Source organism: Gilliamella sp. Occ3-1 (assembly GCF_001690655.1).
GTDB classification, from domain to species: Bacteria; Pseudomonadota; Gammaproteobacteria; order Enterobacterales; family Orbaceae; genus Gilliamella; species Gilliamella apicola_P.
The window spans coordinates 65082-87286 of sequence record NZ_LZHQ01000011.1; the positions used below are offsets into that span (position 1 = coordinate 65082).

At 34.0% G+C, this 22205-nt stretch carries 23 protein-coding genes and 1 other RNA gene; 6 read left to right on the plus strand and 18 right to left on the minus strand.

The window, feature by feature from the left end; genetic code table 11:
• Positions 1–8: 8 nt before the first annotated feature.
• Both A9G43_RS03525 and A9G43_RS03530 read left to right on the plus strand, forming a co-directional pair.
• Entirely contained in the window at positions 9–866 is an 858-nt protein-coding gene (locus A9G43_RS03525) for a class II fructose-bisphosphate aldolase (RefSeq protein WP_065606681.1), read from the plus strand.
• Between the two features lie 11 nt (positions 867–877).
• A complete protein-coding gene (locus A9G43_RS03530) occupies positions 878–1489 on the plus strand; it encodes an AAA family ATPase (protein ID WP_065606683.1) in 612 nt (203 codons plus the stop codon).
• 60 nt (positions 1490–1549) lie between these two features.
• Here A9G43_RS03530 and A9G43_RS03535 read toward each other — a convergent pair whose 3' ends face one another.
• From A9G43_RS03535 to A9G43_RS03600, 14 genes are all read right to left on the minus strand, one after another.
• Complete coding sequence (locus A9G43_RS03535) at positions 1550–3010, minus strand: catalase (RefSeq protein WP_065606685.1); 1461 nt, start codon at positions 3008–3010, stop codon at positions 1550–1552.
• A gap of 291 nt (positions 3011–3301) precedes the next feature.
• A complete protein-coding gene (locus A9G43_RS03540; protein WP_065606687.1) occupies positions 3302–3847 on the minus strand; it encodes a 5-formyltetrahydrofolate cyclo-ligase in 546 nt (181 codons plus the stop codon).
• A gap of 30 nt (positions 3848–3877) precedes the next feature.
• A non-coding RNA gene (gene ssrS, locus A9G43_RS03545) (6S RNA) lies at positions 3878–4058 on the minus strand.
• Positions 4059–4123: 65 nt separating this feature from the next.
• Positions 4124–4408, minus strand: a complete 285-nt coding sequence (gene zapA / locus A9G43_RS03550) for a cell division protein ZapA (protein WP_065606689.1) — start codon at positions 4406–4408, stop codon at positions 4124–4126.
• A gap of 7 nt (positions 4409–4415) precedes the next feature.
• A complete protein-coding gene (dxs, locus tag A9G43_RS03555) occupies positions 4416–6272 on the minus strand; it encodes a 1-deoxy-D-xylulose-5-phosphate synthase (RefSeq protein ID WP_065606691.1) in 1857 nt (618 codons plus the stop codon).
• 27 nt (positions 6273–6299) lie between these two features.
• Positions 6300–7175, minus strand: coding sequence for a (2E,6E)-farnesyl diphosphate synthase (gene ispA, locus A9G43_RS03560; RefSeq protein ID WP_081298019.1), 876 nt, complete (start codon positions 7173–7175; stop codon positions 6300–6302).
• Positions 7162–7407, minus strand: a complete 246-nt coding sequence (gene xseB / locus A9G43_RS03565; RefSeq protein WP_065606695.1) for an exodeoxyribonuclease VII small subunit — start codon at positions 7405–7407, stop codon at positions 7162–7164. Before xseB ends, ispA begins: the two co-directional genes overlap by 14 nt.
• A gap of 66 nt (positions 7408–7473) precedes the next feature.
• Positions 7474–8826 carry a DNA recombination protein RmuC gene (gene rmuC / locus A9G43_RS03570; protein WP_065606697.1) on the minus strand — a complete coding sequence of 451 codons (1353 nt, stop codon included), beginning with the start codon at positions 8824–8826 and terminating at the stop codon, positions 7474–7476.
• Between the two features lie 2 nt (positions 8827–8828).
• Entirely contained in the window at positions 8829–9803 is a 975-nt protein-coding gene (gene epmA, locus A9G43_RS03575) for an elongation factor P--(R)-beta-lysine ligase (RefSeq protein WP_218058605.1), read from the minus strand.
• Between the two features lie 64 nt (positions 9804–9867).
• On the minus strand, positions 9868–12228 hold the full coding sequence (gene mdoH, locus A9G43_RS03580; RefSeq protein WP_065606701.1) for a glucans biosynthesis glucosyltransferase MdoH: 2361 nt from the start codon (positions 12226–12228) through the stop codon (positions 9868–9870).
• 35 nt (positions 12229–12263) lie between these two features.
• Positions 12264–13826: a glucan biosynthesis protein G gene (locus A9G43_RS03585; RefSeq protein WP_081298008.1), complete on the minus strand. Its 1563-nt coding sequence runs from the start codon at positions 13824–13826 to the stop codon at positions 12264–12266.
• Positions 13827–13844: 18 nt separating this feature from the next.
• Positions 13845–14507 carry a hypothetical protein gene (locus tag A9G43_RS03590; protein WP_065606702.1) on the minus strand — a complete coding sequence of 221 codons (663 nt, stop codon included), beginning with the start codon at positions 14505–14507 and terminating at the stop codon, positions 13845–13847.
• 220 nt (positions 14508–14727) lie between these two features.
• Positions 14728–14970 carry a YecH family metal-binding protein gene (locus A9G43_RS03595; RefSeq protein ID WP_141674009.1) on the minus strand — a complete coding sequence of 81 codons (243 nt, stop codon included), beginning with the start codon at positions 14968–14970 and terminating at the stop codon, positions 14728–14730.
• Positions 14971–15167: 197 nt separating this feature from the next.
• Positions 15168–17105, minus strand: coding sequence for an exoribonuclease II (locus A9G43_RS03600; protein ID WP_065606705.1), 1938 nt, complete (start codon positions 17103–17105; stop codon positions 15168–15170).
• Between the two features lie 136 nt (positions 17106–17241).
• Here A9G43_RS03600 and A9G43_RS03605 point away from each other — a divergent pair, with 136 nt between their 5' ends.
• Positions 17242–17991, plus strand: coding sequence for an alpha/beta fold hydrolase (locus tag A9G43_RS03605; RefSeq protein ID WP_065606707.1), 750 nt, complete (start codon positions 17242–17244; stop codon positions 17989–17991).
• Positions 17992–18013: 22 nt separating this feature from the next.
• Here A9G43_RS03605 and A9G43_RS03610 read toward each other — a convergent pair whose 3' ends face one another.
• The 4 genes from A9G43_RS03610 to A9G43_RS03625 are packed head-to-tail and all read right to left on the minus strand — an operon-like array spanning position 18014 to position 19793.
• On the minus strand, positions 18014–18349 hold the full coding sequence (locus A9G43_RS03610) for a prepilin-type N-terminal cleavage/methylation domain-containing protein (RefSeq protein WP_065606709.1): 336 nt from the start codon (positions 18347–18349) through the stop codon (positions 18014–18016).
• A complete protein-coding gene (locus A9G43_RS03615) occupies positions 18342–18776 on the minus strand; it encodes a DUF2509 family protein (RefSeq protein WP_065606711.1) in 435 nt (144 codons plus the stop codon). The genes A9G43_RS03610 and A9G43_RS03615 overlap by 8 nt, the downstream gene beginning before the upstream one ends.
• On the minus strand, positions 18760–19323 hold the full coding sequence (locus A9G43_RS03620; protein WP_065606712.1) for a prepilin peptidase-dependent protein: 564 nt from the start codon (positions 19321–19323) through the stop codon (positions 18760–18762). Before A9G43_RS03620 ends, A9G43_RS03615 begins: the two co-directional genes overlap by 17 nt.
• Positions 19317–19793 (minus strand): prepilin-type N-terminal cleavage/methylation domain-containing protein, encoded by a 477-nt coding sequence (locus tag A9G43_RS03625; protein WP_065606714.1) that lies wholly within the window; start codon positions 19791–19793, stop codon positions 19317–19319. The genes A9G43_RS03620 and A9G43_RS03625 overlap by 7 nt, the downstream gene beginning before the upstream one ends.
• Positions 19794–20148: 355 nt before the next feature.
• Between A9G43_RS03625 and dapD the strand changes: the two genes are divergently transcribed.
• The 3 genes from dapD to A9G43_RS03640 all read left to right on the plus strand — a co-directional run bounded on the left by dapD (position 20149) and on the right by A9G43_RS03640 (position 22170).
• Entirely contained in the window at positions 20149–20973 is an 825-nt protein-coding gene (gene dapD / locus A9G43_RS03630; protein ID WP_065606715.1) for a 2,3,4,5-tetrahydropyridine-2,6-dicarboxylate N-succinyltransferase, read from the plus strand.
• Between the two features lie 105 nt (positions 20974–21078).
• Positions 21079–21570 (plus strand): YajQ family cyclic di-GMP-binding protein, encoded by a 492-nt coding sequence (locus tag A9G43_RS03635; protein WP_065606717.1) that lies wholly within the window; start codon positions 21079–21081, stop codon positions 21568–21570.
• A gap of 348 nt (positions 21571–21918) precedes the next feature.
• Positions 21919–22170 carry a hypothetical protein gene (locus A9G43_RS03640; protein WP_141674011.1) on the plus strand — a complete coding sequence of 84 codons (252 nt, stop codon included), beginning with the start codon at positions 21919–21921 and terminating at the stop codon, positions 22168–22170.
• Positions 22171–22205 lie beyond the last annotated feature (35 nt).

Here is a 22205-nt window from a genome sequence, read left to right on the forward strand (position 1 = left end):
AAATTATTATGTATACCACACTAAAAGATGTCACATTATTAGCTCAAAAACTCAATTTTACCGTGGGCGCGTTCAACACGCATAATTTAGAAATGTTGCCCGATATGCTACGAGCAGCGAAAGAAGTTGGTGCACCAATTATTATACAAACTAGTGTCGATACTGCACGTTATATTGGTTTTAAAGTACTAGTTAATGCGGTAAAAGCCATCGCTGATGAAGAAATTGTTGATGCTGTGTTACATTTAGATCATGCTAAAAGTTTTGATGATATTAAAGAAGCGATCGATAGTGGCTTTACCTCGGTGATGTTTGATGGTTCATCCTTACCATTTAAAGAAAATATTTTAAAAACGCGTGCGGTAGTTGAGTATGCATATGCGCGCGGTGTGTCGGTCGAAGGCGAGTTGGGTACAATAGGTGGAACTGAAGAGGGTATTGATGTTGATCCTAATGATCGAATCTATACAAAACCAAATGATGCTTTAGAGTTTGTCAAAGCAACAGGTATTGATGCTTTGGCAGTGGCAATTGGTACTAATCATGGGCAGTTTAAATCAAAAACAGAGGTGAATATTCCACTTTTAAAAGAAATTAATGCCATTGTTGATATTCCTCTTGTGATTCATGGTGGTACTGGCGTCAAAGAAGAAGATTACCCTGAGTTGATTAATAATGGTATTCGTAAATTTAATGTAGGCACTGAATTATTAGTAAATTGGACCCAAGTTGCCAAAGATAAGTTTGCTGATACCGAAGTGAATAAATCGTTACGGCACAATGTTATTCCGGCTAATCAAGCTGTTAAGGAAATTGTCAAACATAAAATGAGTTTGTTTCTTAACGTTAATAGTCGTATTAACTAAGGTATGTAAACATGCAGAAATATTTAATTTTACTGGCAGGCTGTCCATGTACGGGAAAAACCTATCTAGTTAATCAATTGCAACAGCAATTTAAAGATAGCTTTGTTATAACTCCCGATAAAGCTAAAATTTTATATGCTGAGTCAATCGGTTTTAACTGTAAGGCTGAAAAAGAAGCGTTAGAACACAAAGTTTGGCAGTTTTATTATGGTGTTTTACAACTGTATATGGATGCAGGTAAAAGAGTGATTATTTCTGAATACCCATTTAGTGATAAACAAAAAAAGCAACTGAGTGGATTTGCTGAGCAATATCACTATCAAGTGATAACCATTCGCTTAATTGCTGATTTTGATGTGATATGGCAACGTCGTTATCAGCGTGATCGTTCACCTGAGCGCCATTTATGCCATATTATGCAACATTATCATTATGGCGATAGGTTAGAAAATCGAAATCTTGCTGATGATTTAATTACTAAGGAGCAATTTTATCAAGTCTGCCAAATGAGAAAGTATGATCAATTTGTTTTAGGTAAATTGATCGAAGTTGATGTAACGGACTTTACTAAAGTGGATTACTCAGAATTATTAAATGAGTTGAAGCAAATGGTTAAGTTATAAATAGTGCTATTATCAAAATGAAAATGCCGACTAAATTTGCCGGCATTGTTATTTTAAGTACTAGCTTTTTATTAGGTCAATATCAATGCCTAATCCTTTGGCAATTCCAGTTCCATAGTCAGGATGCACTTTATAGAAGTGTTTGAGCTGTCTGATTTGAATGTCTCGATTCACGTTTTTCATTGAGCCAACGATATTATCAATAAGCAGTTGTTTTTGATCAGGCTGCATTAAATTAAATAATGCGCGAGGTTGTGAGTAATAGTCGTCATCAACACGATGATCATGCCTGTCCATTGTGCCAGCCGGTACATGCATTGGTGGTTCGGCATATTGTGGTTGTTGTTTTGGTGCGCTATTGACGCTATTAGGCTCATAATTAGGCGCATTATCTGGGCTATAAAAGCGCATTGCGCCATCACGTTGATAATTATGAACAGGGCATTTTGGGGCATTGATTGGTAGTTGTTGATAATTGGTTCCTATACGATAACGATGTGCATCGGCATAAGCAAAGATTCGACCTTGAAGCATTTTATCTGGTGATAAACCTGTTCCAGGAATTACATTACTTGGTTCAAATGCTGCTTGTTCAACTTCAGCAAAATAATTTTCTGGATTACGATTCAGTTCCATTACGCCGACTTCAATTAGTGGATATTGTTTTTGTGACCAAACTTTAGTGACATCAAATGGGTTTTCAGGATGGTTGTTAGCTTGTTCTTCTGTCATTACTTGTATGTAAAGTCGCCATTTTGGATAATCTCCTCTCTCAATGGCTTTGAACAAATCTTCTTGTGCTGAATCTGGATTAGTTCCATCCATTTCTGCTGCTTTTTTAGGATGAATATTTTTTATTCCTTGCTCAGTTCTGAAATGCCATTTAACCCAAGTGCGAACGCCATCTTTATTGATTAAGCTATAAGTATGGCTACCATAGCCGTGCATATGGCGGTAACCATCAGGGATTCCGCGATCAGAAAATAAAATAGTGACTTGATGAAGTGATTCTGGTGATAAAGACCAAAAATCCCACATCATTTGTGGATCTTTTAAGTTGGTTTTGGGATCACGTTTTTGAGTGTGAATAAAGTCAGGAAACTTTAATGCATCACGTATAAAAAATACAGGTGTATTATTGCCTACTATATCCCAGTTGCCTTCGTCAGTGTAAAATTTTACCGAAAATCCACGCGGGTCGCGGGCGGTGTCTGATGAGCCACGTTCTCCACCAACTGTTGAAAACCTTGCAAAAAGAGGGGTTTGTTTACCTATCTTAGCAAATATACTGGCGTGAGTATATTGAGTGATATCATTTGTTACCGTAAAGGTACCGTGTGCGCCAGAGCCTTTGGCGTGTACACGTCTTTCAGGAATATTTTCACGGTTAAAATGGGCTAGTTTTTCAATGAGTTGATAATCATCAAGCAATACTGGACCTCGGGTACCAGCAGTTCGAGAGTTTTGATTATCGGCTATTGGAGCACCGTTATTGGTGGTTAGAACTTTTTTTTCTGACATTGCAACACTCCTTTCTAGTATATTAAAAGCGCTTTTTTAAATTAAAATAATCAATTAATTTTTGAATTTAAAATTACTAAAACATATATATGGGACGGTAGTGCATAGTAAAAAGCTGGATATTGGGGGTTTTCAATACGTTAAAATATATTTAAACTCACAACATCTAATTTATATCTATAAATTTGTGTATTTCTAAATTTAAGGTTCTCAATGGAATAATACACTAAATCATTTATTTTTTGATAATTATGAAAATTTTGACAATTTTCTAAATTGTTATCAATAAATTCAAGCGTAAATAATTTCGGGCAATCGAATATCCCAAGGTTTGTTCTCAATATGTTGGACTTTTTGGCAAGCAAAAGCAAGCCCAATTGGTAAAATTTGTTGGTTTTGATAATTTGCTAGTAATCGGTCATAAAATCCTCCACCCATGCCCATACGATAACCTCGTTGATCAAAAGCAACTAGCGGTGTAAAAACAATGTCGAGTTGATGGTAAAGAAGTACATTTAATACATTTAACTTTGGTTCTAATATACCAAATTTATTTTTTATAAGTTGAGTTTGGCTAGTATATTTTAAGAAGAGTAAATGTTTAGATGAAAAAGGGTGAATAATAGGTAAATAGACAGATTTATTTTGTTGCCATAAATAGTTAATTATAGGTTGGGTTTCGACTTCGCCATCAAATGATAAAAATATGGCAATATTTTTTGCTTTGTTAATCGCTTGGTGACAGGCAATTTTTTGATATATAGCGCGTTGTGCAATGTCTCGTTCACTGGAAGATAATTGTCGCCGTTTTTGACGAATGATTTGCCTTATATTCATCAGTTTTCACTGTTGTTTAAAAGTAAAAAAGACGCTCCAAGATGTCGTTAGGGTTGTAACCCTTGAACCCAAGGTTCAAGGTGAACATTGTGTTTTAATTTTTAGGTTTCCTTACAAGTAAGGCATACACACCAATTAAAAGTCACTCCGTTCTAAAGTTTAGAATATCGGCTCAGGGGACTAACCCATATGGCGATCATCTCAGAGTCGTATGCTATAATACAAAATTTGACAGATCATACAATACCATTTGTATTAAATTTACAATTTAAATAGCTAATTGCTAGGATTGAGAGCAGAATCAAGCAATTGTTGTAACATTTTTAGTCGATCGCCAAATTCATTACTTTTTTCCTTTTCTTTTGTTAGTTCATAAGAAATATTTAGAGCCGCGGTCATGATAAGTTGATCACTGCCAATTTGTGGAGACTTTTCTCGTAAATTTGTTAAGCGTGCATCTAAATCTTTTGCGGCACTATTAAGTGCGTCAACTTCATCAACAGGACAATTAAATTTTAATGTTCGTCCAAAAATCTGAATAGTGACAGCTTGAGTTTCCATATTTAACCTATTGATTCATAAAATTATTAATTTTATCGATAATGTGCTTTTTATCTAATCCCATCTCTTGTCTTATTTCGTTTTGAGAGCCTTGAGAAATAAACTTGTCAGGAAGTCCAATGTTTAAAATATCACATTTTATTTTCTTCGATAATAAATATTCACAGACAGCGCTACCAGCTCCGCCTTTGATACTGTTTTCTTCGATGGTGACAAGTATATTATGAGTTTGGCTAATGTGCAAAAGGACTTTTTTATCTAATGGTTTTACAAAGCGCATATCGATAACTGTAGCATTGATTTGTTCCGCAGCTTGTAAAGCTTCAGTAAGTAAAGATCCAAAATTTAATAAAGCAATATTTTCACCTTGTCGGTATAATTTAGATTGTCCTAGTGGAATTGTGGTTAATGGTGTTAATAGTGCCCCAGTTCCTTCACCACGAGGGTAACGCACCGCCGCAGGACCATTATGTAAATAGCCAGTGTAAAGCATTTGTCGGCATTCATTTTCGTTACTCGGTGTCATAATGACCATATTGGGTATGCAGCGTAGATAACTTAAGTCAAATGCACCTTGGTGAGTTTCACCGTCGGCGCCGACAATTCCTGCACGATCGATAGCAAACAATACGGGTAATTTTTGAATAGCAATATCATGAATCACTTGATCATAAGCGCGTTGCAAAAAAGTTGAGTAGATAGCTACAACAGGTTTTAATTCACTAATTGCAAACCCAGCAGCGAGGGTTACCGCATGTTGTTCGGCTATTGCAACATCAAAAAATTGGTCAGGATAATTATTTGCAAATTTTGTCATACCTGAACCTTCTCCCATTGCTGGGGTTATTGCCATTAAACGTTTATCATTTTGCGCTATTTCGCATAACCAATCGCCAAATATTTGTGAATATGTTGGGGCAACTTTTGGGGCGATAGGTAATATGCCATCATCTGGATTAAATTTTGGTACTCCATGCCATAAAGTTGGATCTTTTTCAGCTGGTGCATAGCCTTTGCCTTTTTGTGTTATTACATGAAGCAGTTGTGGACCTTTTAATTGACGAACTTTTTGTAAAGTTGTGACCAACCCATCAATATCATGGCCATCAACAGGACCTATATAATTGAAACCAAGTTCTTCAAATAAGATAGCCGGTGTGACTAATCCTTTTAAGTGTTCTTCAGTTTTTTTAACAAATTCTTTTAATGATGGAATATTAGCTAATATACGTTTGCTATTTTCCCTAAAAGATGTATAGGCTTTACTTGATAAGATTTGAGTTAGATGTTGGTTAAGTGCACCGGTATTTGCAGAAATTGACATGTCATTATCGTTGACAATCACTAGCATATCAGGTTTGATATGCCCTGCATGATTCATAGCTTCAAATGCCATACCAGCAGTTAATGCTCCATCGCCAATAATGGCAGCTACTTTCTTACCTGATTGTTTCTTTTGTTCGCTAATTGCAATGCCAAGTGCTGCACTAATTGAAGTTGAAGAATGACCTGTAGTTAGTACATCATATTCACTCTCATTACGATGAGGAAATGGATGAAGTCCCCCTTTTTGACGAATAGTGAGCATTTGGTCTCGTCGACCAGTCAAAATTTTGTGAGGGTAAGCTTGATGACCAACATCCCAAATAATTTTATCAAAAGGTGTGTGATAAACATAATGTAAGGCCGTAGTTAATTCAACCACACCTAGTCCCGATGCTAAATGACCACTTGATTGACTTACGCATTCGAGTAAGTATTGCCTCAGCTCGTGACAAATAGACGATAACTGTGACTGAGGAAAACATCTTAGATCCTCAGGCGAGTTTATTTGTTTTAACAAAGGGTAATTATCTAAATTCATTATGTAATGTTTTACTTTAGCTAGTTATTAACTATTGCGATTAATAATATAACAGGCAAGTTTCTGTAATGGCTGATTATTATAGGGTATCTGTTTTAGACTATCGATAGCTTGCTGATAGAGTTGCTGGGTTAGTTTTACTGCATTATCTAGCCCAATTAATACAGGATATGTACTTTTTTTATGAGTAAGGTCTGAACCTTGGGGTTTCCCCATAATAGATTGCTCGCCAATTATATCTAAAATATCGTCTTGAATTTGAAATGCTAGCCCAATTGCCTCAGCATAGCGATCGAGCATTAGCTGATAAGGTTTAGCTATTTCACCGCATGCAAAGGCACCCAAACGGATTGCAGTCTTGATCAATGCCCCTGTTTTATAAAAATGTATTTTTTGCAAATGTTCAAGACTAATTGATTGATGTGTGGCCTGTAAATCAAGCGATTGCCCAAGGCACATGCCATTAACACCACTGGCATGGGCAAGTTCAGTTATCATATTAATTTTAGTTTCATCATCGATTAATTTACTTTTTGCTAGCATTGAAAAGGCTAAACTTTGTAAGGCGTCACCAGCAAGTATTGCTTGAGCTTCACCAAATTGGATATGGCAGGTTGGTTTGCCCCGGCGTAAGTCATCATTATCCATTGCAGGTAAGTCATCATGAATTAATGAATAAGTATGAATTGACTCAATAGCGGCAGCGGCTTCATCTAATTTAGAAAGAGGGCAATCAAACATTTGTCCGGTTAAATAGACTAGAATAGGTCGAATTCGTTTTCCACCAGCCAGCAAACTGTAACTCATTGCTTGTTGAAGTTGAGATGGTTCAATTTGTGAAATATAGGTGGTTAAAAACGAATCAATTCGTTCTTGTAATGGCTTTAAACTATTCATTATCATCATTTGAAAATTCTGACAGTTCGGCGTCACTATTTTCAGATAATAAAATCTGAATGCGTTGCTCAGCTTGCTGTAACTGTTTTTGTCCTGCTTTTGCTAATTTAATCCCTTTTTCAAACTCATTTAGCGCTTCATCTAATGGTAGATCGCCGTTTTCTAATTGAGTTACAATGGTTTCGAGCTGTTTAAGTGTATCTTCGAAACTTACTTCTTTGTTTTGCTTTTTTGCCATATTTAATTCCCCTTTGCGTGCGATGAGTATACACTTATTTCCAATAATCGTGAATCTGGGTTTTGTTTATTTACTCTCATCTTCGTTATTCAATTCATTCATTGATAATAAGGTAATATCTGGATTAATCGGTTTTTTAACTTCGATACCCATTTCACGAAATCGTTCAATTTGTCCAATTACATTGCCACGACCTTTACATAACTTGTTCATGGAATTTTGATAGGTTTGTTGAGCTTTGTCTAAACAACTGCCCAAATTTTCCATATCTTCAACAAAGCCACGCATTTTGTCATATAATTTGCTTGCTCTATCGGCAATAAGTTCAGCATTACGATTTTGATATTCAAATCGCCATAAATTATGGATAGTTCGTAATGCAACTAATAAAGTAGTTGGGCTTACTATCATAATATTACTTTTCAGAGCATCGTTAATTAATGTTGGGTCATTATCTATTGCACTTAAAAATGCTGGCTCGACAGGAATAAACATCAAAATATAATCTAATGAATTAATGCCAATAAGTTTATGATAATCTTTCTGACTAAGTTGTTTTAAATGGTTACGCACAGCCGTTAAATGTTCGGCCATTGCTTTTGCTTTAACGTTTTCGTCATCACTATTAAAATGGCGTTCGTAGGCAACCAAGGTTACTTTTGAATCAATAACTACATCACCCCCTTGCGGTAAGTGAACAATGACATCAGGTTGTAATCGTTGATTGTTCTCGTTGGTTAGATTAACTTGTGTTTCGTACTCATAACCTGAACGTAATCCTGAATTGTCCAGAATTTGACTTAGAATAAATTCCCCCCAATTCCCTTGGGTTTTGTTATTACCTTTTAACGCATTAGTTAGATTGGTTGCTTCTTTACTCATTTGTTCATTAAGTAGTTGCAAGTTACGGATTTCATGCGTCAGTGTGTGGCGTTCTTTTGCCTCTTGTCCAAAACTGTCTTGTACTTGTTTTTTAAAACCTTCTAGTTGCTCTTTTAGTGGTGAAAGTAAAAAATCAAGGCTTTGCTTATTTTGTTGTTCAATCTTTTTGCCACTCTGTTCGAAAATACGATTGGCTAGGTTTTCAAACTGAGTCGTAAGCCGTTGTTCGCTTTGTTCTAGTATGGTTTGTCGTTCATGTGTTGCACTTAACGTTTCTTCTAAACGCGTTTTGAGTTCGCTAATTTTAATATTCTGCGCTAGATTTTGTTGTCGATACTGCTCTAATTCATGCTCAAGTTGTTTTACTTGAATTATTAAAGTTTGGTTTTCTTCCTTTTTTTTAATTAGTTGTAGATCGAATAGTTGCTGTAAATTATTAATTGTTAATTGAGATTTTATAGCAAACACAAATAACATTAAGGCAACAATCCCAATAATAGTGGCAATCCATTCGGTTAATCCTAAAGCATTGAACATAATTAAGCCCTTTCAAAAGTAAATGACATCACATCATTCAAGCTATTACAGTTTAGAGCAAGCATAATTAAACGGTCTAATCCGACAGCAACTCCAGCACAGTCTGGTAGCCCAGCTTCCATAGCGGCCAGTAATTCAATGTCAATATTCTGAGCTGGTAGGTTTTGATTAGTACGATCTAAATTATTTTGTTCAAAACGCATTCGTTGTTCTTGTGCATTAGTCAACTCTTTAAAGCCATTAGCAAGTTCAACACCTTTGTAATAGAATTCAAATCGGCTAGCTACACGATGATCTTCTGGGCTAATAGCGGCTAATGCAGCTTGTGATGCTGGAAAGTTAAATACAGCAATAGGTTTGTCTTGACCAATATGTGGTTCAACGCCGAAAGTGAATAAGCATTGTAACAATCCATCTTTATCATAATTATCTGTATTAAGTCCGATATCAAGCTGATTTGCTGCATTAGCTAAGGTTGCGTGATCGGCTTCCAAAGGGTCAATATTAAGATGCCGTTGAAATGCTTTTTGATAAGAAATACGTTCAGCTGGTTCACAATCTAATATAGTTTGTAATAGATCATCGACTTCATTAATCATTTGCATCATATCAAATTGGATGCGATACCATTCTAACATGGTAAACTCAGGGTTATGATAACGGCTGACTTCTTCATGATTACGAAAACATTTACACATTTGATAAATTGGACCACTACCAGCGGCTAGTAAACGTTTCATATGATATTCAGGGCTGGTAATTAATGACATGTTTCGTCCTTGTTGATCGTTGATTTCACCAGGCTTTAAAAACTTAGTGTGAAAAGAGCTTAAATGCACGTCTGTTACAGCATATTGGCTTAAGGTTGGTGTTTCGACCTCTAAAATACAGCGATCAGTAAAAAATTGACGAATTTGAGAAACAATTTTTGCGCGCTTAAGTAAAGTATTTATAGGTGCAGAAGGTTGCCAAGTCATAAAAATATCCATGGATTTTGATTAGTTACTAAAAAGAAGCGAAATAGGGCAAAAGCCCTATTTCTTATTGCTGGCGTTCATTTTGCCATATTGAGAACAAATTGTCGTATTTTTCTTGTTGCTGCCAAATATGACGATGTAATGCGGAAAGAATAATTGGGTCTTCTAAAATAGCTAATTGCTTTTCTTTACTCATTTTCTCTAAGTCTATATGTTGATACTGTTCAATAAGCTCATTGCGTTTTTGTTGGTTCTTATTATTAAATCTATGTCTTGAAGTCGACAAAGCGCAGGTTAATGCATTATAAATAGGATCGATCAATGCCATAATAAAACCATGTCCAACAAATGAAGCTTCGGTTTTAATTAAATATTCACCGGTAAGAGTAACTGCTCTTGCTGGGCGTGTTTCTTCAGGGGTTAAAAATAGTCCTAATTTTTTTGCCTTCATACCGATACTTGCAAGTCCAGATACTCTAATTACTAAAGGCGAAATAGTTAAAGGTACCAATATGGCTATATACCAATAAGTAAATTGTGGATTTAACCAGATAATTACTCCTAACCAGATAATACCTAATAATGACAGTGGCCAACAAAAATAAAATGATTCCCCCCATGTTAGAGCGTCGTCACTTCGGGATGGTGACTTCCATTGAATTTTACTGCCCATCCATGCTTTAAGTACAAATTTACTATGAAAGATCATGCGTATTGGCGCTAAAATCATTGACCAAATCATTTCAATCAGTATTGATAAAGTTAATTTAAATATACCACCAACATCTTTTGCCCCAGTTCTAGCTATAATAATACCGTAGCTGAAGAATTTAGGTGCAAACAGTAAAACCATTGTGGTTGATAATAACTCAATGGCCAATTGTTCATCCCACCTTGGCCAAGTGGGATAAAATTGGTTAGGTTGAAAAAAATATTGAGGCTCAGAAATATTAAATACTAATAATAATAGCGTTGAAAATATTAAAAATATTAACCATAATAAAGATGAAATATAAGCCATGCCACTAGTAGCAAACATTAAACGATGGGTTAATTTAATACGACTTTTGAAGATTAATTTTAAATTAATTAAGTTGCCCATACACCAGCGATTATCACGTTTTAAATCTTCAATCATATTACCGGGTAGCTCTTCATAACTTCCGCTCATATTATAAGCAATCCAAACGCCATAACCAGCACGCCGCATAAGCGTCGCCTCAACTAAATCATGCGATAATATATGAATTGGCCCTTTACGTTTTTGCAGTGGCGATAATATGCAATGCTCAATAAAAGGTTTTAAGCGAATCATTGCATTATGTCCCCAATATTGCGCTTCGCTTAATTGCCAAAAGTGTGTACCAGCACAAAATATATCACTATAAATCTGGTTGGCAAATTGTTGAATACGACCATAAAGCGTGGTCATTCTTACTGATTTTGGTGGTGATTGTAAAATACCGGCTTTAGGGGTCATTTCCATCATGGCGATCATTTTTAAAATGCAATCACCTGTCATGATACTATCGGCATCAAGGATCATCATGTATTCATATTGATGTCCCCAACGACGGCAAAAATCATCAATATTGCCGCTTTTACGTTTTACACGGCGTTTTCGGTGACGATAAAAAAGGTTGCAACCATTGTTTTGTTTTGCTGCATTAAATTCAGCCCAAGCTTTAAGTTCGTTAACATACAGATCGGGATCGTTAGTATCACTTAAGATATAAAAATCACAACAAGCTGCGTGACCTGTTTCGACTAAGGACTGATAAGTTGCTTTTAACCCAGCAAATACCCGAGCAACATCTTCATTACAAATTGGCATAACAAGAGCTGTTCGATGTTTTGTATTGATATGCGACGCTGGTTCATTGGGTATAGGGATTGTGTAACGGTCTTTACCCATGATCGTTAAAATTAACCCCATAATGCTGGTCCAAAATCCAATAGAAATCCAACAAAATAAAATAGCAAACAAGACAATAATCGCCCCTTGTATGATATAAGGTATTATGCTGTAGATGGCTAATTCAGGATTGATATCCCAATTAGTCATAAAATTGATTTTTTGCCAACTTTGGTATGGTAATAAAGAAGATAGATAAGTGGTTCCATAGTATGTTTGTACTACAATGAGCGCAAACATAATAAAGCGTCGAATTATAGCTAGAATATTAAAGTTATGTTTTGACTTGGCAATATAGCGCTGGTTCCAGATTTGAGGTTGAATTGAAACGCGTTCAACTTCAGGATAACTTGGTTGTTGTTTTCGGTCATCAATAAAAGAACTAGTATCGCCAATCTGATTTAAGCGATATTTTAAGAACTCAACATCATCAGGTGGTGTTGTATTATTTTCATATTTTTGACGCCAAGCTTCAGCATCAGGTAGATTTGTAAAGTAATCTTTTTTCATATTTTTATCTTATAATAATAATGACTATTACATTACTATTGTGCTGGGTATTGCCCGCTCCAAGTTTCAGAAATCACTTCATTGGTTGCTTGTGAAGCAAGTTGTACTCGAATATCAGTTGCTCTTTTACTCTCTTCAACATTGAATCGAACAATTACACGCCATCCTTTAATTATTGGATTGTATTGTGACTCACTACTTACGATAGAACCGTTGGTAATACTTGAAATTACTTTGACAGGTTCGTTTTCTGATAATGTAGGGCCGGCAAAGTCAATCACGTATGCATTAGATCCATCAAGTTTACGAATTAAATTAGCTTGTTTTATATCGCCTAATGACAATCGGGTACTAATAGCTCTTGCAATATTATTAGGATAACGCTGTAGTTCATGTAATGAATAATGTAATCGATATTTGATATCAAGTACATCGCCAGCTTTATATTGTTTTTCTGGTACCCAAAAAGTAACAATATTATCGTTAGTTTCATCAGCTGTTGGGATTTCAACTAATTCGACTCGTCCTTTTTGCCAATCACCTAAAATTTCAGTCCAAACGCTTGGGCGTTTTTCATAATGATCATCGAGATCTTGATAATCATCAAAACCTTTAGCACGCTGAATTAAACCAAAAGCTTTTGGGTTTTCTAGACTATATGATGAAAACGATAGACGTTTAGGATTATTTAATGGACGCCAGATCCATTCGTTATTATTAGCTAAAATTGACAGACCATTAGAGTCATGCATTGCTGGTCGGTAATTTAATAATGGTGATGGCTGATTAGGTCCAAATAAAAACATACTGGTTAATGGAGCAATGCCTAGTTTTTTCACCGAATCGCGGAAAAAGACTTTAGCTTGTACAGTAACAGTTGTATCAATACTTGGAACTAATGTAATTTTATAAGCACCAGTTACGCTTGGTGAGTCGAGTAAAGCATAGATAACTAAGTGTTTCTGATTTGATTTTGGTCTTTCAATCCAATATTCTTTAAAACGTGGAAACTCCTCACCAGACATTTCTCCAGTGTTAATGGCAAGCCCTCTTGCTGACAGGCCATAGCGCTGATCTTTACCCACCGCACGAAAATAACTGCCACCAAGAGCTGAAAATATTTCATCGTCAGTTTTTGTTGGGTTATTAATTGGATAATGGACTTTAAAACCAGCAAAACCCAAATTCTTAGTGTCTAGTTTATCAAGATTGATCTGGCTCAAATCAAAATAGCTGGGATCATATTGGATTGGATTAATTTGATTATCAACAATTTCATTGATTTTTATTGGAATATCAAAGTACATTCCTTCGTGATAAAACTCAAGTTTGAAACGACTTTTTCGATCACTCCAGTAGGCCTTTTGATGATTAAATAAAATTTTTTGATAATCAGCAAATTGCAAAGAAGCTAATTCATTAGGAATATTTTTAGATGGTTGAACATAAGCCTTTTTAGATAGTTTTTCGGCTTTTACAACTACATCGTCAAACGAAAAAGCCCATGCAGAAATACTAATACAACTAGCTGAAGCTAAGCAGAGTAGCTTGCAAATTAATATTTTATTAAATTTACGAATTGAAAATAAATTGTACATAAAAGACTCGCGTTAGTATTATCTAAAAATATTAAAATAATTGATAATATTGTGTTTTGGATCATCCAAGCATTTTTCAATGTAATCTATTTTCATTTCTTGTAGGATACTTGGATTCTCGCTTATCAGAAAGTGTGAATAGTCATCTTTAGCAATTTTTGTTTGTAAAGATGATATCTCTTGCTGAGATATTTTAAATTTTGGACGAAAATATTGGGTTATTTTTATATTATCTTTTGTATAGATTGCAGTAATGAAATCGGCTGAATATTGGCAATAATTTTTTATATTGTTTTTAGTTGGTTTAATTTTTCTTAATTCAATATCATGTTCGGCTTGGTTTTCCTCAACCACTCTTTTGAGTTGCATATGATACTGTAATTTATAATTTTCGTTCAGATAAAAACTTAACACACAAGAAGATTGGTTATTATCACCTCTACATTTTAGAATGCCGTGTTTAGTGATGTAGTTATCGAAGTTCTTATCACCAATAAACTGAAGTAATTGATTTTTAGCATTAACAACATAAGGATTGTTAATCTCAGTTTGTTGCTTTAATTGAGATAGTTGCTCTGTTTCGGAAATTGGTTCATTATTTTTTAAAGGTAAATTTTTTTTTGCACAACTTGTGACAAGAATAGAAACAAAGGTGCATATAAGGATATTACTTATTTTCATTTATCAAATTCCATGAGCATATTCTTTAGGTTAATTTTAAAGAGGTTAATTTTAAAGCTAGCAACTTTGCCACTAATTTATTTAGTTACGTGAATAGTAACAACAGCCACTTATAACAATTTCTGCTGTAGCGCGAAATTATATACTCTTATTGATTTAAAAACACTAGCAGATTGAATTAAATTTATAAAAAGCAAACACTAAATATAATCAATTTTATTTAATGTTTGCATATTTTTTTATTATCAACTGTAAATACAGATTCATGAGCAATTGAAGGGGTAAATTTACCTTTTGCTTTTAAAAAAGCGATCAGTTGCTCTGCATTCATATTGGTTTTTGAACAAGTATGAAATATGGCATTTTCCCCAAACTTTTCTTTGATAGCATCAAGCAAAGAAGATTTAGTGTAATTGTTTCCATTCATCATATGCAATACTTCATGTCCATGAATTGACATTATAACCTCCCTGAATTATTGTTCATATAAATGATTAATTCATCATTTACAGTCTCGAAAGATAGCAGATATTCTTAATAAGAAAAAGATGTTTAATATTAAAAATATCATAAAGTTTTGATTATCCCCTGATATATATCAGGGGGAGATAACAGTAAAAAGGCTGTAAATTCAAGCAAGAATAATCTTTCTTTTATTCTTTAATCATTGGTTAATTTTGTAATAATTGATTGATTTTCGTTTTTAATCTGGTGAATAACGACAGAGATAGTATCAGCAAGTTTATAGCAAACTTCATCTTTAATTTTGATGATACCTTCATCGGGTAAAGGAGTAATTTCGTCCTTGACTGGATGAAACATTGACAATGGTACAAATGCAAAAGCGCCTATATCGCATAAACGAACTCGAGCCCCGCCACGATTGATATCGATAATTTCAGCGGAGAAACTTTTACCTATTTTATCAGATAAGTATTGAGCATAAAGATTTTCTGCCATATCACGTTCTGCATAGCGTAATGTTTTGCGTCTTTCATTCATGTTTTTTAATTGATCTTTATCGGGTGCGATTAATTCTTGTGATCGGATAAATGCTTTGATTAATCGATGGTTGACCATATCACCATATTTACGTATTGGTGAAGTCCATGTTGCATAGGCATCAAATCCCAAGCCAAAATGTGGTTTAGGTTCAGTTGAAAAATCAGCAGGGCTTTGGAACTTGCGAAGTTTTGTGGACAAAAATGGAGTGTTGTCGATTATACGACGCAACTTTACGTAACCATCGAAAGATAATAATGATTCTTTATCAAACTCAGTGATTCCGTTGTCATTTAAAAAAGTCACTACTTGTTCAATATATTTATTATCAAAACCTGAATGAATATTAAAAATTCCAAAACCAATTTTATTTTTTAATTGCAATGTTAAAGCTTGGTTAGCTAAAACCATGACTTCTTCTACTATTTGATTTGCAATCCGACGAGACTCTTTAATTATTGATTTAACTTGGCGATTTTCATCAAGTTCAAAACGATAATCTCCATTATCTTTAAAAACTAATGCATGATTTTGCCGCCATGTCATACGAATTTTTGCTAAGTCAGCTAAATGTTTAAGTTGCTGTTTAATAATTGGATTGTTAGTTTTTAAATCTTCATTATTTTCTAAAAAATTAGAAACATTGTTATAAGTTAATTTAGCTTTTGATTCAATCCAAGCTGGTATAAAAGTGATCTCATGGCTATTAATATTGCCCGTTTCGTCAATACTCATTTTACATATCATTGCTGGACGTTTTTGGTGTGCTTTTAATGAACATAAATCATTGGCAAGCTCTTTGGGTAGCATAGGGATATTAAAATCAGGCAAATAAGTGGTAAAATTTCTGATTTTGGCAATACGATCAAGTTCGCTATCTTGTAATACATAAGCGCTCGGATCGGCAATGGCAACCATCAATTGATAATCGCCTTGTTCACTTTTTGATATCGCAATAGCATCATCCATATCTTCTGTATCTTCGCTATCGATGGTGAAAAAGTTAACATCGGTTAAATCTTGACGGTTATCAAGTTCAGTACCGTTAATTGATAATGAACCGAACTGTGGGGCGTGAGTTTCTAAATCGTAGCGCGCTAACGTTTTTAGCCAAAGTTGATAAGGTGAATTGCTTTCAGCAACAAAACGAACAATTTCGGCAAGAAATTGATTCCGTTCTTCTTGCAAAGGGTGAGAAACAAGCGTTGCCACAACCCAATCGCCTTCTTTTAGTTTTTCGCTAACTTGCTTGTTTATTTTGCAACGAATGGCTAGATTAGTTGACATATTTTCAGGATAAATAACCATTGCACGATCTTGAAAGCCTATTTTGCCAATAAATTTTTGCAATGCACTTTCAATTAATAATTCAGGCTCAAAAGACTCTTTATCGTTATTACTTATTACTGTCCCTGATACCTTATCACCATTGCAAACTCTTTTCATTTTAGCAATAGGGATGAAATAACTTTTTTTATTATCAACATCTAAAAAACCAAATCCTTTTTCATGAGCTCTAATAGTGCCTTCAACGCGTGGTGTTTGTTCATGGAGTTCTTGTTTTAATTGTGCGAGTAGAGGGTTATTTTGAAACATATGGCCTAACACTAGTTAAAAAGTTGGTGTTAAATTCTATCATATTTATGCAAATTGTGGTTATTGAATTAATCGGTGATGGTATTGAAAATAGACGTATAATAATGCCATTTAAAATAATTGGTCGAATTAAAGTATGAAATTAAACTATAAATTACAGGGTGATGGACAGCCGATAGTGTTTTTACATGGGGTATTTGGGAGTTTAGATAATTTAAATATGTTAGCGAAGGATTTTGTGCAGTATTATCAAACCGTGCAAGTTGATCTGCGTAATCATGGGCATTCCCCTTGGTCTGATAAGATAACTTATCAAACTATGGCTGAAGATGTGGCGGAACTTTGTTATAATTTACAATTAAAAGATATAATATTAGTTGGCCACTCAATGGGTGGGAAAGTTGCTTTGCAATTATCGCAAATGCTTTCAGATTCTATCCAAAAGATTGTTGCTATCGATATTGCGCCTATAAAATATCACCGTTCGGGCAATGCCTCTATTTTAAGAGTGTTAATGTATTGCCTTAGTAACCAAATTACCGATAAAAAGCAGATCATCAATTTAATGGAACAAGTAGGTATTAACATGCCAACCATTCTCTTTTTACTAAAATCGTTTAAGAATGATAAATGGTTATTTAATATTGAAGCAATTAATTCACAATATGGTCATATTTGCGATTGGCAAAATATTTCACCTTGGTTAAAACCCACGTTATTTATTCGGGGAGATAACTCTTCTTATATTAAAAATGAAGCTTATCCAGCGATTTTCGAACAATTTCCTAATGCAAAAATTGAAGTAGTTGAAGGTGCTGGGCATAATGTTCACGTTGAAAAAACGCCACAAGTTTTGCAACTTCTACATAACTGGATAGAGGAATGAATGGTATTTAACTTGTAAATATTTAGAGTGAATTACAAAATAACCGTTGCTGCTCGGCAATTTGTTTGTTAGGTGTATTAACCGTTATAACAACCATTTTACACTGGGCATTATAAGTTTTACTGGTAAGCTTATAGTGCCAACCAGAAGGAATAATTTGACTTGTAGTATAAGGATAACTATCAAGTAGCTGAAAAGCAATTTTGTTGGCACGTAAGTAGTTTGTAAAGTAATGATGCTTATCAAACAAAGCTTGTTGATAGTTAATAAATCCTAACATAATAATTGAAAATAACAGCGTTGCTATCATAACTTCAATCAAACTAAAACCAGCTACTTTTTTCTCTTTTTTATTCACAATAAATTGCCTTTTTTTCAGGACAATAATCGAGCCAATGACCTTTTTCAACAATCAATCGATTGTTATCAAAATGTGTAAGTGTATATAAATAGAAGTCTTTGGCTTCTCCCCTTACTAATACGTAATTATCAATTTTTAATAAAGATTTTTTTATGCATGCTTTTAAATGATAATTGGGATCAGTCATACAATACCAATTGGTTTTAGGGGGTTGCCAATTTTGGGTTATTGCCCACGTTAAAGATGAACTAGCTTGATTAAATTTTTGATAGTATTGACTTTCCATTAAGATAGCTTTTTGCCATGAGACAATAAGTAAATTAAAACTAATTAATAACGACAAGCCCATGACCATCAAAATAATCACCATTAAAACAGTGCTAAATCCAGAGGAGGTATAAATTTGTTTAAAATTGGTTTTCATTTTTGATGATTTCTGTTGTGTGATAGTTGATCTTCTTATTTTTTCTTAATTCGGCTGTAACAGATAGACTAATGGCATTAGGTAGTTGTTTTATTGTAAAATCGGTCACTTTGATTTCGTTTGAATCGTATAATTTTTCCCATTTGCCACCAAAACAATCTATTGATCCTGTTCTATAGGCTATGTTGTTTTCTTTATAACGATATGTAAAAACATCAGACTCTGTAGGATTGAACTTATTCCAAACCCAAGAGTTTCGGATTTCACTATCGTAACGAAGGACAATACATTTTCTCTGAACGTCGATTTTAATAGCTTTAGCTGTCATTTTATTTGGGTCATTAGCAATAAAACCTGCTCTTTTTATGTCTTTTTTCATACCAGCCAATCCAAGTTCAATAGCCTGTTGTAAACGTGTTTTTTGATAATTTTGTATGATTCTTGTTTGCAATTGAATGTAAAATGAGGCCATACTCATAAAAATTAAACTTGATAATATCATGCTAATAAGTAATTCAAGTAAGGAATATCCAGACGTTTTTAACATGGTGGTAGACCTGTTATATAGCTGTTTTCCGCACAGAATCGAATACGTCCAAGCAAAGAAATAAAAATCCTACTGGTACCTGTTTTATTTTTTAACTGAAAAGACATTGTTTGTGCTAAGTTGCGTCGACCTAAAATAAAAGCACTTTTATTGTTTGATAATTGACTAATTTCAACAGAATTATCAGGTTTGATAAAATAAAGTACTCCGTCACTACACGAGGTGGTTTTCTCATCATTAGTAATTGCAATGCACCAAGGTGATGTAAATTGATGAATAATATAGTTTTTGTTTTCACTTGATGCTTTTATTTGAACTTCATACAAAAAATAAGCTAGTTGTTTGGTTGTATAAGCTAATTCATTACGTAGCTGTTGCTCTTTCCAATGCTCAATTCCTATAGTAGTTAAAATAGCACTAATACAGATGGTTATTAACAATTCTAATAATGAAAATCCCCAATTTAGCATAATATTGTCTTTTTTAAAGATCGCGATAAGACTAGTATATTTTTGAATAAAATAACCAGTTATTTACTGCTCTTAATTTGTGACATGTTATCCAAATAAATTGTACTTTTTTATTTCGGATAAAATTCCGATAGAAATTAGTGCATATTTTTTAGGTAGATTGTTTATTTTCGTTATATCTTTTTTATTTGGTGTTTTTTTTGTTTTTACTGATAACACGAATCATCATAAAAAAGGGTAGAGAAGTATTGATTTAGATGATCTGATTAAACCACTTAAAAAGCGAGGAAGATTATATTATACTGTCCATCTAATTATTATTTGCTAACGGACTATAAATTAAAGGAAACTTGAGATGCAACAATTACAAACTATTATTGAATCAGCATTTGAGCGTCGTGCTGAAATTACGCCGACAAATGTTGATACAGATACACGTGATGCGATTAACCGTTGTATTGCTTTATTAGATAGCGGTAAAATGCGCGTCGCAGAAAAAATCAATGGTGATTGGGTAACTCATCAATGGTTAAAAAAGGCCGTTTTGCTCTCTTTCCGTATTAACGAAAACCAACTGATTGATGGCGGTCCGACTAACTATTATGACAAAGTGCCATTAAAATTTGCTGAATATGATCAAGCAAGATTCCAGCAAGAAGGTTTCCGTGTTGTTCCATCTGCTATTGCTCGCAAAGGTGCCTATGTTGCTCGAAATACAGTATTAATGCCATCTTATGTCAATATCGGTGCTTACGTTGATGAAGGAACGATGGTTGATACATGGGTGACGGTTGGTTCTTGTGCGCAAATTGGTAAAAATGTTCATTTATCGGGTGGTGTTGGTATTGGTGGTGTTTTAGAACCGTTACAAGCTAACCCAACCATTATTGAAGATAACTGTTTTATTGGTGCACGTAGCGAAATTGTTGAAGGCGTTATTGTTGAAGAAGGTAGCGTAATTTCAATGGGTGTATTTATTGGTCAAAGTACTAAAATATATGACCGTGCAACTGGTGAAATTCACTATGGACGTGTACCGGCTGGTTCAGTAGTTGTTTCTGGCAACTTACCGACAAAAGATGGTAAATATAGTCTTTATTGTGCAGTTATTGTGAAAAAAGTTGATGCTAAAACTTTAGGTAAAGTAGGTATTAATGAATTGCTTCGTACTATCGATTAATTCACACTTATATTTTAAAGTCGCCTAAATTATTGTTAGGCGACGTATTCCATTTATTATTAACTAGATAATTTTATTTTTATAACCCTTAGAAGAGGATAATTTATGCCTTCCTTTGATATCGTTTCAGAAATTCAAATGCCCGAAGTTAAAAATGGTGTTGAAAATGCCACTCGTGAGTTAACTACTCGTTGGGATTTTAAAAATGTTGAAGCATCGTTTGAATTAAATGAAAAAAATGAAACGATTAAAGCAACAAGCCAATCAGATTTCCAAGTACAACAATTACTCGATATCCTGCGTGATAAGCTTGCTAAACGTGGTATTGATGGTGGTGCACTTGAAATCCCTGAAGAAATGGAACACAGCGGTAAGCTTTATAGCATCACGGTTAAACTTAAGCAGGGTATTGATAAAGAGTTAGCTAAAAAAATTGTAAAAGCGATCAAAGACAGCAAAATTAAAGTGCAAGCTCAAGTTCAAGGTGAACAAGTTCGTGTTACAGGTAAATCACGTGATGATTTACAAGCCACTATGGCGCTAGTTAAAAAAGGTGAATTTGGTCAACCGTTTCAATTTACCAATTTTAGAGACTAATATACTATTAATTTGATATTGCTAACTAATATCAGCGATTTTACTCCTTAAACTTTGTAAAAAACTTTCAGAAAAGATAGCGTTTGAATAAGGGATACAATAACTATCAATTTGTTTAGAATTGAATGTAAATAGCTAAAGAACAAAATTTTTCAAGAACCAGTTATGCTATTTACTTGGTTATCCTCTTAATTATAACAATATTTATTATAATGAAAAAATAGCTATATTTTTATTTTTTCTGGGTATTCGTTTGCACGAGAATCTTTTAGTGAAATAGAGGAAATAAAGAAAGTTTTTATTGATAATTTATTATCAAAAATGACTCTTCGAGAAAAAGCAGTACAATTGTGCTTAATTAATGTTAATGGCGATCTAACGTTAAATAAAATGCTTGAGCAAATCGAAGCAGGTGAAATTGGTGGTATTTTTGACACTATTATCGATCCTCCTCTTTCTCAAATGCAGGAACGTGCTTTAAAATCTCCTAATAAAATTCCTCTATTTTGGTTTTTTGATAATATCACTTTTAAACCTCACACTAAGGGGCAAGTAAAGTTTGTGATTAAATATGATATGCTAAAATTCTGGATCTTTTAGATTGCTTGATTAATCGTTTTCTAATTTTCTCCGAC